The following is a 13,001-nucleotide window of genomic DNA, read 5'->3' on the forward strand; positions in this document are numbered from 1 at the left end:
TCCTACCCCAAAAACCCTCCCGGACAATTCCCAGGGGAGGCCTATTCCGTAAAGAGTTTCAGGCGGGTCTTTTTGAGTTCCTTTACGGTGCGGAGGGGAAGGTAGTCGGTGAGATGGTGGCGGCGGGCTATCTCCGCAACCCGCTCCTCGGGGGCCTTCCGGGCGTGCAACATGGTGTAAAGATTGTAAGGCCAGTCGGGGTAGCTTTCCCTCTCGTAACAATGGGTTATGCCCGGCTCAGAGGCCAGGGCCCGGCCTATCTCCTCCATCCTTTCTTCCGGCACCCGCCAGGCCACCATGATGTTTTCCCGGAATCCGGCCCGATGGTGACGCACCAGTCCGGCAAAGCGCCGCATAACCCCTCGCCGGAGCATCTCCCGAATCCAGGTGAGGAGTTCCTCCTCCGAGACCCGGGCCTGCCGGGCCACCTCGGAAAAGGGCCGGGGGACAAGGGGCAGAGGCTCCTGGGTGGCCCGCACCAGCCGGACGGTTCTTTCGTCCGGGATCAGGTTTTCCGAAATCCGGGGAGGCCCTCCATCTCCGGTCACCCCCTCCTCCAGATCAAAGACCACCGCAATGCGAAAGACCCTCCGGATGGGGAGTATAAGATACCGCCTGGCGGCCGCGGCCCGGGCCAGAGAGGCCAGTTCTTCCTCCAGGTTCCGTCCCGGGGGTACCGCCAGGGTGAACCAGAGGTTCAGCCGGTGATCCCGCAGGTAGTTATGACTCACCCCCGGGTGGGCATTGATCACCTCTGCGGCCCGAGAGATCCCCTCCTCCGGTACCTCAAAGGCCGCCAGAGTGGTCCGATAACCCAGGGCCTGGGGATTGAAAATCCCCCCTATCTGGCGCAGGATTCCCTCCTGGGAAAGCCGTTCCAGGCGGGAAAGGACCTCCGTTTCCGAAAGCCCTAGGCGTTCCCCCAGGAGAGCAAAGGGGCTTTCCTCCAAAGGGAATTCTTTCTGGACCAGGTTAAGGAGCTTGCGATCTTTCTTATCCATAGCTTTAATAGTAACTGGAAAGCCCGGATCGGGGAAAGGGGGTTTTCTCATGGCGAGCCGCGTCTTCTGGGTGGATCTTCATCTAAAAAAGAAGGCCTCCCTTCTGGAAAAGGTTACGGCCCTCCTTTCCGCTCTGGAAATGAAAGGGCGCTTTCGCCCCGGGGCCCTGGTAGGGGTAAAGCTCCATTTTGGCGAGGCCGGGAACCTGGCTCATCTCCGGCCCCAGTGGGTCCGCCGGGTGGTGGATCATCTGAAAGGCCTGGGGGTCAAACCCTTTCTTACCGACACCAACACCCTTTACCGGGGAAGCCGCTCCGATGCGGTAAGTCATCTGGAGACCGCCATCGCCAACGGATTCGATTATGCGGTGGTGGGGGCCCCCCTTATCGTTGCCGACGGCCTGCGAGGCAATTCCTATGAGCGGGTGGAGATGGATTTCCCGGTGCTCAAGGAGTTTTTCCTAGCCAAGGAGATCGTCCGGGCCGACGGCCTGGTGGTGCTCACCCACTTCAAGGGCCACGAGCTTTCGGCCTTCGGCGGAGCCCTGAAAAACGTAGGCATGGGGTGTGCCGCCCGCAAGGGAAAACTCGAGCAACACTCCACCGTGGCCCCGAAGATCGACAAGAAACTCTGTGTAGCCTGTGGGACCTGTGCGGAGTTCTGCCCGGTAGGAGCTCCGGAGCCGGCGAAAGGGGTGAAAAAACCCCGCTACCGCATTAACGAGAAACGCTGTATCGGTTGCGGAGAATGTATCGCCGTGTGCCCCCAGGAGGCCATCAAGGTCCAGTGGAACGAAAAAGCCGAACTTTTTATGCGCAAGATGGCCGAATACGCCGCGGCGGTCATCCTTCCCAAGAGAGGAAGAGTCTTTTTTCTCAACTTCGTCCTTCAGGTCTCTCCGGCCTGTGACTGCTATCCCTTTAACGACTATCCCCTGGTGCCCGACCTGGGTATCCTGGCCTCGGAGGATCCGGTGGCCCTGGATCAGGCCTCGGTGGATCTGGTCAATCAGGCCGCAGGACTTCCGGGCTCCAAGGTAGAAGCCTGTGGACCGGGAGAGGATAAGTTTCGGCGGCTTTATCCGGAATTGCCCTGGGAAATCACCCTGGATCACGCCGAAAAACTGGGCCTGGGAAGCCGGAAATACGAACTGATAAAGCTGGAGGAGTGAAAACAATGGGGTTTAGACCCTTTGAGGTCCTCAAGGAAAAGATCCGCAAGGAGGAACTCCCTCCGGGGCCAGAAAGACCCATCTGCGAGGAGGACCCGGAGGAATTCTTTCGCCAGGTCAAGCCTCTCCGGCCCAAAAAGGAGATCTTCTGGGCCCCGGGGTTCCGGAAGCCTCCGCGTTTTGAAGAGAAGACCTGGCCCCCGGAGCCCCTGCGGGTGCGGGTCTGGCAGACCTCGGAATACATGGAAGGGCGGGCCCCGGGGGTCACCAAGGAACTCCTGCGCAAGCTCCGGGAGGGACGGATTGCCTGGAGCCGGGTCCTGGATCTTCACGGCCTTACCGTGGCCGAAGCCGAAGAGGCCTTCCATCAGTTCCTCAGGGAATGCCTCTTTCGGGGAGACCGCTGTGTGCTCATCATCCACGGTCGGGGTCTTTCCTCTCCGCGAGGGCCGGTCCTTAAAGAAAAGGTGCGCTTCTGGTTGGAAAAGGGGCCCTTAAGGAGGCACGTCCTGGCCTACGCCACGGCCCGGCCCTGTGACGGTGGGCCCGGAGCCACCTATGTTTTACTTACCCTGAGAAAATGGCGATGAGACTCCCGGCCCACGGACGACGCAAGGTGCTCATCCACGGGCTTCCCGGCACCGGGAAGACCACCCTGATTTCCCGGGTAGTGGAAGACCTTTCCGGGCCCAAACGGGGCTTTATAACCCGGGAGGTACGCGAGGGCGGGCGGCGGATCGGTTTCAAGATCCACACCCTGGATGGGCGGGAGGCCTGGTTAGCCAGGAAGGGGCGGGGCTGGCCCCAGGTAGGAAAATATCGGGTCTTCTTGGAGACCTTCGAGAAACTGGCCCTTTCGGCCCTGGCCCCGGCCGAGCCCGGGACCCTCTACGTGGTGGACGAAATCGGCAAAATGGAGATCTTCTCCGAGGCCTTTCGCCACCGTATCCGGGAGCTCCTTTCCGGCCCGGAACCTCTGCTAGCTTCGGTAGGCTACGGCAAGGTGCCCTTTCTGGAAGAAATCTTCGAGCTCGAAGGCCCCATCTTCTGTGAGATCACCCCGGAAAACCGGGACTTCCTGGTAAACCGTATCCGGGTGGAGTTTGACCGTCCGGGAAGACTCCTGGTCTTTGAAGGGCTTGATGGCTCGGGGAAAAGCACCCTGGCCCAGGAGGTGGCCCGGAGGCTCAAGGCCCAGGGCCTTCCGGTAGTCCTCACCCAGGAGCCCTCCGGCGGAGAATGGGGGCAGAAGATCCGAGAACATCTGACCAAAGGCACTCCTCTTTCTCCCCAGGCCTATGCGGAGCTCTTTTTTCGGGATCGCTGGGAACACGCAGAAAAGCTCCTTATCCCGGCCCTCCTCCAGGGCAAAATCATTCTCTGCGACCGTTACTACCCCTCTACTCTGGCCTATCAGGGAAGTCAGGGGCTTTCCCTGCAGGGACTCTGGCGGCGGAACGAGACCGTAGCCCCGGTCCCGGATCTGGTAGTCTTTGTGGATCTTCCCCTGGAAGAGGCCCTGCAACGAATTAAAAGGCGGGGACAAGGGCGGGAAGCTTTTGAGACCCCGGAAAGGCTTGCGGCCATTTCCCGCCTCTACGAAGACCTTCTTCCCCGCTTCCGGCATTTGAGGGTTTTCGGCAGAGAACCCCTGGAGAAACTGGTAGAGGAGGTCCTCCATGCCCTATCCCATCTGGATTGAGATCGGAGGCCTCAAGCTTAAAGCAGAACTTGCCGAGACCGAATGTGCCCGCCGGATCTATGAGGCCCTGCCCCTGGAGGCCGAGGTCCAGGAGTGGGGAGACGAGTTTTACTTCCGGGTACCCGTAGAATGTGAACCCGACGAGACTTACACCCTGAAGGTGAGGGCCGGAGATCTTGGCTACTGGCCTCCGGGCCGCGCCCTGGCCCTCTTTTTCGGGCCCACCCCGGCCTCCACCGGCCCGGACCCTGTACCCGCAAGCGAGGTCAACCTGGTAGGACGCCTCCTGGACGACCCTTCCCGCCTTAGAGAGGTCAAGGGCACAAGCCGCATCCGCCTGGAAAAAAGATAGCCCCCCCTTGACCCGCCCCACCTCTTTGAATTAGCATTCAAAATATGAACAGGCGTTCAAAGAAGGCCCTCCGGGCCGAGCTACGCCGGGAGATCCTAGCCGCGGCCCTTTCCGTCTTTTCCGAGAAGGGCTTTCACGGGGCGCGCATGGTGGACATCGCCCGGAGGGCCGGGGTGGCCGTAGGGACCCTTTACCAGTTCTTCTCCGGAAAGGCGGACCTCTACCAGACCCTGCTCGAAGAGGTGGCCCGGCGGATCCACGGGCGGGTTCTTGCGGTCCTCAGGAAGGAGGCCCCGGTCCTTCCCCTCCTCCGGGAATTCCTGACGGTGAAACTTGCGGCCCTTGAGGAAAACCAGGACATCCTGGGCCTCCACCTACGGGAGGTCTGGGAGGCTCGTTTCCAGGGGGTAAGGGCTCGGGTACTTCCGGAACTTTATGAAGAGTATCTTTCGGCCCTAGGGGAGGTTCTTTCTCGTCTTCCCCATCCCCTTTCCTCAAGACCCCGGCTCTACGCCGCCCTGGTGGACGGGGTGATCGCCACCGCGGTGGTGGAGGCCCTGGAGGGGCGGAGTCCTTTCCCCACCGCCAAAGACCTCTGGCCTCTCCTTACCCGGGCTCTAATCCCCGAGGAGGAAGCCCATGCCCCCTAAGCATCGCCGTCTGGCGGTGGCGGTATTGGCCTTCTTTTTTCTCCTCCTGCTGGCCCTTCTGGCCCGGTTTCTCTGGCATCGGCACCTTTACGCCGTCACCAACGCCGTTTTCGTGGAGACCGATTCCTTGGCCCTGGTCTCCTTTGACCAGGTGGGGGGCCGGATCAGGAAACTTTTAAAGGAGGAAGGAGAGCCGGTCTCCGCCGGAGAGCTTCTCGCCGCTCTGGACGAGACCACCTATGCCCTGAAGGCCAAGACCCTAGAGGAAAATCTTGGGGCACTGAAGAGAAAGGCCGAGGCCCTCAGGATCGAAATTCGGCGTCTAACCCGGGAGATTGCCTTACGGGAGGCCCAGGCCGGCCACGAGATAGAACGCCTCTCTGCCGAAAGAGAGGCGGTGGAAGGGGAGAGGGCGGCCCTTTCGGCTCAACTCTCCCAGGCCGAACGCGACCGCCAACGCTTCGAAAGACTATGGCGGGAGGGTCTGGTGGCCCGCCATCGTTTCGAAGAGGTGGCCACCCAGGCCGCCACCCTCCGAGAAAGATACCGGGCCCTCACCGCCCGCCGGGCCGCCCTTGCCGCCGCCATACGGGCGGCAGAAAAAGAAAAGGCCCGGGCCCGGAACCAGCGCAAACTCATTCAAGAGAAGAAAAAGGAACTTGCGGCCCTTGAAGCCCGGATCCGGGCCCAGGAGAAGGCCTTGGCCGAGGCCCGGGTCCTCCTTTCTTACTGCAAACTTAAAAGCCCCACCTCCGGCTACATCGCCAAACGCTTTCACACCGTAGGTGATGTGGTGGGCCCGGGAGAGCCGGTTTATGCCGTGGTGGACTTCTCCAAGCTTTATATCCTGGTCCTCCTCGAAGAGAACAAACTCCGGGGGGTAAAGCCGGGCTGTGAGGCCCGCATCCGGATCGATGCTTACCCGGGAAAGGAATTCCGCGGAGTGGTCACCGCGGTGCTCCCGGCCACCGCAGCCAAGTTCGCCCTGGTTCCCCGGGACATCTCCGCCGGAGAATTCACCAAAGTGGCCCAGAGGGTCCCGGTAAAGATCCGCCTCACTCAAGGGCCGGTAGAGCTTCTGCGCGTGGGTCTCGGGGGTGAGGTGGAGATCCGGAGGGATCTCTGATGGCCGAAGTCCCGACTTCTTCCGGTTTTTACTATCCGGTTCCCACCCTGGATCGGGTGCTCATCACCTTTATCGTTATGGCCGGCTTTTTCATGGCCATTCTGGACACCACCATCGTGGACGTGGTGGTGCCCAAAATGATGGGGCCCCTTTCCACGGACCTTTACGGCATCCAGTGGGTGATCACCTCTTATATGACCGCGGCCGCCGTGGGGCTTATCTTCGTGGTCTCCCTGGCCCCGGCCGTAGGCTATGCCCGCACCTTCCTTTTCGGCCTGGCCCTCTTTACCTTCTCCTCGGCCATGTGCGGGATGAGCCACTCCCTGGCCTCCATGGTCTTCTGGCGGATAGCCCAGGGTCTGGGAGAATCCTTTATCACCGCCTCGGCCCAGACCATACTCCTGGCCGTCTATCCCCGGGAGCGTCACGGGCTGGCTATGGGGATCTTCGGGCTGGGGGTAAGCTTTGCCCCGGCCCTGGGGCCCACTCTGGGAGGGTTCCTCACCGAACACCTTTCCTGGCGCTGGGTCTTTTATGTGAATCTTCCCGTAGGGATTCTGAATCTGCTGGCCGGGCTCTTTTTCCTGCCCCGGGGTCTGGGAAAGAGCGGCCGTTTTACCTTCAACCCCCTGAGCTACCTCTTTCTTTCCACTTTCACCGTCTCCCTTCTGGTGCTTCTGGCCAAGGGGCAGCAGCTCGGCTGGTTTCAGTCGCAACTTATCGGGCTCCTGGGCTTCGTAGCCCTACTTTCCCTTCTGGCCTATCTCATAAGTGAGCTCCTTTCCCGGCGTCCCCTCCTTGATCTTTCCATCTACCTCATTCCCAGTTTCGGGTTTACCATGGCCTACCATTTCTTCGTCCTGGGCTTTTCCATGTACCAGATCTTCTATCTCCTTCCCCTTTATTATGAAAACCTCAAGGGACTCACCACCTTTCAGGCCGGACTCCACATGCTGGCCTTTGCGGCCTTCATCGGGCTTTTTTCCGTGATCTCCGGGGCCCTGAGCGATCGCTTTCGCCCGGAGTATCTCCTCCTGGTGAGCTTTCTCATCTATTCCTTCTGTTCCCTCTTTCTTCTCCCGCGGCTTAACTACTACACTCCGGCCCTTACCGCGGCCCTCTATACCGTACCCCTGGGAATAGCCATGGGGACCTTCTTCCCTCCCCTTACCCGGATCACCCTTTCGGGCCTCGGGCCGCGCACCGGCCTGGGAGTGGTCCTCCTTCACTACCAGCGCTTTATCGGAGGTTCCTTCGGCACCGCCCTGGCCACCAATACCCTCACCTACCGCACGGATTTTCACTTCCAGGAGCTCACCGCCCTCCAGAATCCGGCCCTGGTGGAGAGGGCCCTTCGCCAGGGAAAGGCCTTCCTGGAGCCCTATTTTCCTTCGGCTCTGGCCCTTCACAAGGCCAAGGCCCTCTTTTTCGGGGTGGAAAGGCTCTACGCCACAAGCTGGGCCTTTCAGGACACCTTCCGGCGCACCTACTACTGGGCCCTTATCGGAGCGCTCTTCCTGATGATCCTCTTTTTCCGGACCCTGCGCCAGGAGATGGGGAAAGTGGGGGGGTGAAAACTTGAGGACCCTTCTTTTCTGGATCCTGCTTTGGGGAGCCCTCGCCGGATCGGTCCTTGCCGAATCCCCGGTCCTTACCCTTAAGGAGTGCGAAAAGTTAGCTCTATCCCGATATCCGGCGCTTAAGGCCGCACTTTTCCAGAAAGAAGCGGCTCAGGCCCGGGAAAAGGCGGCCTTTCGAGAGCACCTTCCTAAGCTTTACGGCACTTACGAGTATCGGGCCTATCGCGACCCCGAACTGATCAAGACTCCCTTCGGGGCTTATCCCTTAAGGGATCGAGAGGAAGCCCTCCTGGCCATCACCGTAAGGCTTCCCGTATTTCACGGGCTGGCCATCTCCACCCGACAGGCCCTGGCCAAACTCCGGGTACGGCTTTCCGCGGTAGAAGAGGCCCGGCTCCGGCAGGAGATCCTCCTCAAGGTGCGGGAGGCCTATTTCGGTCTGGTAGAGGCGGAAAAAGAGGTGGAGCTGGCCCGAAAGTCGCTAGCCCGACGCCGGGCCCATCTCAAGGACGTCCGCGGATTTTTGCGGCAGGGACTGGTGGCCCGCAACCAGCTCCTTGAGGCCGAAGCCCAGGTAGAAGAGGCCCGCTATCGGGTTGCCGCTGCGGAAAGCCGGCTGGCCGTGGCCCGGGCCCGGCTCAATCTCCTCCTTCAGCGCCCCCTTTCGGCCCCCTTGAAGGTGGTCCCGGAGTTTCCCCAGCGGCCGTTAAAGGCCTCCTGCGAAAACCTGGTGAAATCAGCCTTTGAGCACCGCCCGGAGGTGCGGGCCGCCGAACTGGCCATAAGAATGCGGGAAAAGGAGGTGCGGCTGGCCCGCAGCCGCTACTTTCCCTGGCTGGACCTGGAGGCCCAGTACTACAAGCGGGGGGACACCTTCGCTCTTTCCGAAAACCCTTACGGCGACCGGGAAAACGCCTGGGTGGGACTCTCCCTGAACTGGGAGATCTGGGACTGGGGCCTCCGAGGCCAGGAGGTAGCGGCCGCCCGGGCGGAACTTGCGGCCCAGAAGTTTCTTCTGCAAGAAGTGAAGGACCAGGTGGCCCTAGAGGTGAAGGAGGCCTATCTCCAGCTTCGCGCCGCCCGGCGGCAGGTGGAGGCGGCCCGCAAGGGGGTGGCCGCGGCCCGGGAAAACTTCCGCCTGGTGCGGGCCCGCTTTCGGGAAGGTCTTTCCGACACCACGGAGGTCATGGACGCCGAAACCCTGCTCCTCCAGGCTGAAACCCATGAAGTCTCCGCTCTTTCCGCTTACGAAATAGCCCGGGCCCGCCTGGCCCACGCCGTAGGCCTTCCCGACCTGCCCTGAGATCTCCTCCCGAAAATTGTGGGCCTTTTCCCTCTCGAACCATCAGGGGATTCCACTTAGGGAGGAACCCTCGGCCTCTTTGAGAGATAGGCTTAGGGGATAGGCCAGGGAGTGCTTGAGACCGTCATAGGCCAAGGCCACCGGACTTTGGGGAAAGGCCCTGCCCAAATATTCCTCAAGGAAAAAGGGCGAGTGATTCTGATGAGAGATGTGGGTAAGCAGGACCTCGTGGGCTAAAGAAAGCCCTATCTCCGCGGCCTCTCGAAGGTTATTGTGGTTTTCCGCCTGAATTTCTGGGGGATAGGTAGCATCCACCACCGCAAGATGCGGCCGGTAGCGTCGCAAAAAGGCCTCGGTCTCGAGGGGCAGCCCCTTGGTGTCCCAGAGGAAGGCCACGGAATGGCCCTCTTCGTCCTCCACCAAATATCCCCAGGTGGGGACGGTGTGCTTAAGGGAGAGGGGAAAAATCCTGAAGGAGCCCAGCTCCAGAGCTTTCAGAGGAGCACCCCGCCTCTCCTTAAGCCCCTTGGGCAAGAGCTTGCGGCCTCGGCCGGGCTCAGGAGAGACCAGGGGCAGAGGGTGGGGACTCCAGCCCAAACGGAAAAGACCGGCATAATGGTCGGCGTGCCAGTGAGTAAGAAGGACTCCCTGAAGGTTCAGGCCGTCACAGACCTCGGCCACGTCTGTTCCGGCATCCACCAGCAGGGCTTCTCCTCGAGCATTTAATACCAGAACTGCACTGGGCACTCGGCGAAAGAGGGGGTATTTTCGGGCCTCGCGGCAGTGGTCACAAAAACAGTGAGGACAGGGCAACCCCTCCGACCCACCCGTTCCCAAAAAGAAAATCTGCATTTCTAAATTCCTCTACCAGATTTTGACTCCCAGTACCCTAGGGTGCTCAGCTGCTCCAGACGTTTTTCCTCAACATATCTTATCAAGTTGACCACATATTCCATATTTCCTACAACTAAAGAGACAATTTCTGGGTCAAGGGCCGATCCCGAAAGTTCTCCCAAAATCCCTCGAGCTTTTTCCGGCAAAAAGCCCTTCCGGTAGGGTCGATCCTCTAAAAGGGCGGTGGTGACATCCGCTACGGCTAGAACCCGCGCCCCCAAGGACAAATCAGGGGCGGAAAGTTTAGCCGGATAGCCCCGCCCATCCAGCCGCTCATGATGAGCAGAAGCTATATAGTTAACCATCTCTAAATTCGGAATTTCCTCAAGAATGCGAAAGGTATAAAAGGGATGGGCCTTCATTACGGCCCACTCCTCCTCGGTTAAGTGGCCGGGCTTGTTGAGGATGGCCTCAGGTACAGCTAATTTTCCCAGATCGTGAAGATAGGCCGCTACTCTCAAAAATACCCGCATAAAATCCCGAAATCCTAAAACCTCTGCCAGCCAGTCCGTAACCGCGGCTACTCCGGCTGAATGAATGCGGGTAAAAGGGCTCTTAAGATCGATGATCAGAGCAAAAAGCCGGGTCAAAAATTCTATCTGGTCACAGGGAAGATGAGTGGCCGTCTCCGTCTGAAAAATAACCTCCCGTTCCTTAGAAAAATTCTCAAGACGAAGCCAGAAGAGTTCCTTTTCTCCAGCACGGTGTAAAGCCTCTATCACCTCAGGGGCGAATTCACTGCCTTTTAAAGAATTGAGATCCTCTAAGAGCCTAGAGCGGTAAAAAAGCAATGGACGAAGTTCTCGGGAGCGGATTTCTAAGGTATCTGCCAAACGAAGAATATTGCTCCCGAGGGCCCACATTTGATCGTCTTTTTCTTTTAAGATCTGCCACGGGGCATGATGATGAAGAATAAATTCCGCGCTACGGCGCAGGTAGGGAAAACCACGAAGAAGCGCATATCCCCAGCGGGCATGCCTTTCGAGAGTTTGAGGGTCCTCTTCCAGGGCTAACTTTTTGTCTACAGAAGTAAAAAGGGCCAGGTCATGCAAGGCCCCTGCGATCACCAGGGCTTCAAGTTCTTTTCCGGAAAATCCCACTTCTCGTCCTAATATCCGGGCCAAATAAGAAACTCGGAGTTGATGTTCCGCCAAAGCAGGATAAGACATATCCAGGGCCTTGGATATAGCAAAAATGACACGTTCAAGAGGAATTAAAGGTTGCAAACTTCCCCCTTTTAGCGTAGCTCCGCTAGCGCCGCCTCGAGACGGGAGACGGCCTCCTTCAGGGTCTCGAGGCTCTGGGCGAAGGAAAGGCGCAAAAAGCGGTCCTCTCCGAAGGCCACCCCGGGCACGGTGGCTACCCGCCCCTCCTCCAGGAGATAGGTAGCCAGATCCACCGAGCCCCGGATCTCCTTTCCGGAAGGGCTCCTCCGGCCGTAAAAGGAGGAGAAGTCGGCAAAGAGATAAAAGGTCCCCTTGGGTCGATGGGGCCGGATCCCCGGAATGGCCGAAAGGGCCTCAAAGAGGAAGGCCGCCCGTTCGGCAAAGGCCCGGCGCATCTCCTCCACACAGTCCTGAGGGCCGGAAAGGGCCACCACCGCGGCCTTCTGGGCGAAGGCCGTGGCGTTGGAGGTGCTCTGTCCCTGAAGTTTGGCGCAGGCCCGAATGACCTCCTCCGGCCCCACGGCCCAGCCAATGCGCCAGCCGGTCATGGCGTAAGCCTTGGAGACCCCGTTCACCAGAAAGACCCGTTCCCGCAAATCCGGGGCCACGGAAAGCAGATTTTCCGGCCGGGCCCCGTCGAAACGCAGGCGATCGTAAATGTCGTCACTTATGATCCAGAGACCATGCCGGCGAGCCATTTCGGCCACCGCCGCCAGAAAATCCCGGGAATAGATGGTCCCGGTAGGATTAGAAGGACTGTTCAGGATGAGACCTCGGGTGCGCTCGCTCAGACGGGCCTCCAGCTCTTCCGGGGTGGGCTCAAAATTTTCCTCCGCCGAAGAGGGGACGATCACCGGCACCCCTCCGGCCAGCTCCACGATGGGGGGATAAGAGACCCAGTAGGGGGCCAGAATGAGGACTTCGTCCCCGGGGTCAAGCAAGGCCTGGGCCAGATTGTAGAGGGCCTGCTTGGCCCCGCAGGTGATGAGGACTTCCGCGGGCCGGTACTCAAATCCGTAATCCTCCTTGAGGCGGAAGCAGACCGCCTCCCGGAGCTCCGGAAGACCGGCGGCCGGGAGATAGCGGGTGAAACCCTCATCCAGGGCCCTTTTGGCCGCCTCGCGGATATGGGCCGGGGTATCGAAGTCGGGCTCTCCGGCCGAAAGGTTGATCACATCCACCCCTTGGGCCCGCAACTCCTTGGCCCGGGCGTCCACGGCAAGCGTGGCCGAAGGCTTGAGCCGCCGAATGCGCTCGGAGAGTTTCATCTCTTGACCCCCTTGGGGGCGTAATCTTTGGCTCTCCACTTTTTACCGTAATAGACCTCTTTGAGGAAGAGCCCCTGCGGCGGGGCCGGGGGCGGGGCCACCGAACGGTCCCGGGCCTCCAGGATCTTCAGAAAATCTTCCGGCCCCAAGCGTCCCCGGCCCACCTCCACCAAAGCCCCCACAATGTTCCGCACCATGTAGCGCATGAAGCCCCGGCCGGTGATCTCAAAACGCAGAAGATGGGCCACTCCGGGCACGCGCTTGAAGGCCGCCTCGTAAACCGTGCGCACCGTACTTTTGAGATCGGTCCCGGACTTGCGAAAACTGGCAAAGTCCCGCTCCCCGATAATGTGCGGCAGACAGGCCTTCATGGCCTCGAGATCCAGGGGTTCGGGCACCCACCAGCTGTAAAGCCGGAGAAGGGGGTGGCGCACCGGATGATTGTAAATCTGATAAAAGTAGGTCTTACGCAGGGCGTGATGCTGGGCGTGAAACTTGAAATCCACCTCCTCCACGCGCAAGACGGCGATATCCTTGGGAAGAAGGGCGTTTAAGGCCCGAAAGAGGGTCTCCAGGTCGCGCTTGCTGGTGGTGTGGAAGTGGGCCACCTGGCCCAGGGCGTGCACCCCGGCGTCCGTGCGCCCAGCCGCCCGCAACTTCACCTTGTGCCCCAGGATCTGCCGCAAGGTATCTTCGAGGATGCCCTGGATGGTGGGGCCCTGTTTTTGGCGCTGCCAGCCTAAATAGTTGGTGCCGTCATAGGCGATGAGCAGTCGGAGATTGCGCAT

At 60.1% G+C, this 13,001-nt stretch carries 13 protein-coding genes; 8 read left to right on the forward strand and 5 right to left on the reverse strand.

The window, feature by feature from the left end:
* Positions 1–41 precede the first annotated feature (41 nt).
* Entirely contained in the window at positions 42–1,001 is a 960-nt protein-coding gene (gene ahbA / locus FVE67_RS03910; RefSeq protein ID WP_168719345.1) for a siroheme decarboxylase subunit alpha, read from the reverse strand.
* 49 nt (positions 1,002–1,050) lie between these two features.
* Here ahbA and FVE67_RS03915 point away from each other — a divergent pair, with 49 nt between their 5' ends.
* The 8 genes from FVE67_RS03915 to FVE67_RS03950 are packed head-to-tail and all read left to right on the forward strand — an operon-like array spanning position 1,051 to position 8,885.
* Positions 1,051–2,172: a DUF362 domain-containing protein gene (locus FVE67_RS03915; protein WP_168719346.1), complete on the forward strand. Its 1,122-nt coding sequence runs from the start codon at positions 1,051–1,053 to the stop codon at positions 2,170–2,172.
* 5 nt (positions 2,173–2,177) lie between these two features.
* Positions 2,178–2,762 carry a Smr/MutS family protein gene (locus FVE67_RS03920; protein ID WP_168719347.1) on the forward strand — a complete coding sequence of 195 codons (585 nt, stop codon included), beginning with the start codon at positions 2,178–2,180 and terminating at the stop codon, positions 2,760–2,762.
* Positions 2,753–3,874, forward strand: coding sequence for a dTMP kinase (gene tmk / locus FVE67_RS03925; RefSeq protein ID WP_210534651.1), 1,122 nt, complete (start codon positions 2,753–2,755; stop codon positions 3,872–3,874). The genes FVE67_RS03920 and tmk overlap by 10 nt, the downstream gene beginning before the upstream one ends.
* Entirely contained in the window at positions 3,852–4,226 is a 375-nt protein-coding gene (locus tag FVE67_RS03930; RefSeq protein ID WP_168719349.1) for a cyclophilin-like fold protein, read from the forward strand. Before tmk ends, FVE67_RS03930 begins: the two co-directional genes overlap by 23 nt.
* 44 nt (positions 4,227–4,270) lie before the next feature.
* On the forward strand, positions 4,271–4,876 hold the full coding sequence (locus tag FVE67_RS03935) for a TetR/AcrR family transcriptional regulator (protein WP_168719350.1): 606 nt from the start codon (positions 4,271–4,273) through the stop codon (positions 4,874–4,876).
* On the forward strand, positions 4,866–6,002 hold the full coding sequence (locus tag FVE67_RS03940) for an HlyD family secretion protein (RefSeq protein ID WP_168719351.1): 1,137 nt from the start codon (positions 4,866–4,868) through the stop codon (positions 6,000–6,002). Before FVE67_RS03935 ends, FVE67_RS03940 begins: the two co-directional genes overlap by 11 nt.
* Complete coding sequence (locus FVE67_RS03945) at positions 6,002–7,576, forward strand: DHA2 family efflux MFS transporter permease subunit (protein WP_168719352.1); 1,575 nt, start codon at positions 6,002–6,004, stop codon at positions 7,574–7,576. The genes FVE67_RS03940 and FVE67_RS03945 overlap by 1 nt, the downstream gene beginning before the upstream one ends.
* A 4-nt stretch (positions 7,577–7,580) precedes the next feature.
* Complete coding sequence (locus tag FVE67_RS03950; protein ID WP_168719353.1) at positions 7,581–8,885, forward strand: TolC family protein; 1,305 nt, start codon at positions 7,581–7,583, stop codon at positions 8,883–8,885.
* A gap of 42 nt (positions 8,886–8,927) precedes the next feature.
* Here the strand turns inward: FVE67_RS03950 and FVE67_RS03955 are convergent, their stop codons facing one another.
* From FVE67_RS03955 to truA, 4 genes are all read right to left on the reverse strand, one after another.
* A complete protein-coding gene (locus FVE67_RS03955) occupies positions 8,928–9,737 on the reverse strand; it encodes an MBL fold metallo-hydrolase (protein WP_210534652.1) in 810 nt (269 codons plus the stop codon).
* Positions 9,738–9,739: 2 nt separating this feature from the next.
* Positions 9,740–10,948 (reverse strand): HD domain-containing phosphohydrolase, encoded by a 1,209-nt coding sequence (locus tag FVE67_RS03960; protein WP_168719355.1) that lies wholly within the window; start codon positions 10,946–10,948, stop codon positions 9,740–9,742.
* A gap of 68 nt (positions 10,949–11,016) precedes the next feature.
* Positions 11,017–12,213 carry a pyridoxal phosphate-dependent aminotransferase gene (locus FVE67_RS03965; RefSeq protein ID WP_168719356.1) on the reverse strand — a complete coding sequence of 399 codons (1,197 nt, stop codon included), beginning with the start codon at positions 12,211–12,213 and terminating at the stop codon, positions 11,017–11,019.
* Positions 12,210–13,001 carry a tRNA pseudouridine(38-40) synthase TruA gene (gene truA, locus FVE67_RS03970; RefSeq protein WP_168719357.1) on the reverse strand — a complete coding sequence of 264 codons (792 nt, stop codon included), beginning with the start codon at positions 12,999–13,001 and terminating at the stop codon, positions 12,210–12,212. Before truA ends, FVE67_RS03965 begins: the two co-directional genes overlap by 4 nt.

The organism is Thermosulfurimonas marina, assembly GCF_012317585.1.
GTDB classification, from domain to species: Bacteria; Desulfobacterota; Thermodesulfobacteria; order Thermodesulfobacteriales; family Thermodesulfobacteriaceae; genus Thermosulfurimonas_A; species Thermosulfurimonas_A marina.

Excerpts from the sequence above, each read along its gene's own strand:
- FVE67_RS03930 (WP_168719349.1), top strand. The coding sequence starts at position 3,852 with ATGCCCTATCCCATCTGGATTGAGATCGGAGGCCTCAAGCTTAAAGCA.
- tmk (WP_210534651.1), top strand. The coding sequence starts at position 2,753 with ATGGCGATGAGACTCCCGGCCCACGGACGACGCAAGGTGCTCATCCAC.
- FVE67_RS03940 (WP_168719351.1), top strand. The coding sequence starts at position 4,866 with ATGCCCCCTAAGCATCGCCGTCTGGCGGTGGCGGTATTGGCCTTCTTT.
- FVE67_RS03935 (WP_168719350.1), top strand. The coding sequence starts at position 4,271 with ATGAACAGGCGTTCAAAGAAGGCCCTCCGGGCCGAGCTACGCCGGGAG.
- FVE67_RS03965 (WP_168719356.1), bottom strand. The coding sequence starts at position 12,213 with ATGAAACTCTCCGAGCGCATTCGGCGGCTCAAGCCTTCGGCCACGCTT.
- ahbA (WP_168719345.1), bottom strand. The coding sequence starts at position 1,001 with ATGGATAAGAAAGATCGCAAGCTCCTTAACCTGGTCCAGAAAGAATTC.
- FVE67_RS03945 (WP_168719352.1), top strand. The coding sequence starts at position 6,002 with ATGGCCGAAGTCCCGACTTCTTCCGGTTTTTACTATCCGGTTCCCACC.
- FVE67_RS03955 (WP_210534652.1), bottom strand. The coding sequence starts at position 9,737 with ATGCAGATTTTCTTTTTGGGAACGGGTGGGTCGGAGGGGTTGCCCTGT.
- FVE67_RS03920 (WP_168719347.1), top strand. The coding sequence starts at position 2,178 with ATGGGGTTTAGACCCTTTGAGGTCCTCAAGGAAAAGATCCGCAAGGAG.
- truA (WP_168719357.1), bottom strand. The coding sequence starts at position 13,001 with ATGCGCAATCTCCGACTGCTCATCGCCTATGACGGCACCAACTATTTA.
- FVE67_RS03960 (WP_168719355.1), bottom strand. The coding sequence starts at position 10,948 with ATGTCTTATCCTGCTTTGGCGGAACATCAACTCCGAGTTTCTTATTTG.
- FVE67_RS03915 (WP_168719346.1), top strand. The coding sequence starts at position 1,051 with ATGGCGAGCCGCGTCTTCTGGGTGGATCTTCATCTAAAAAAGAAGGCC.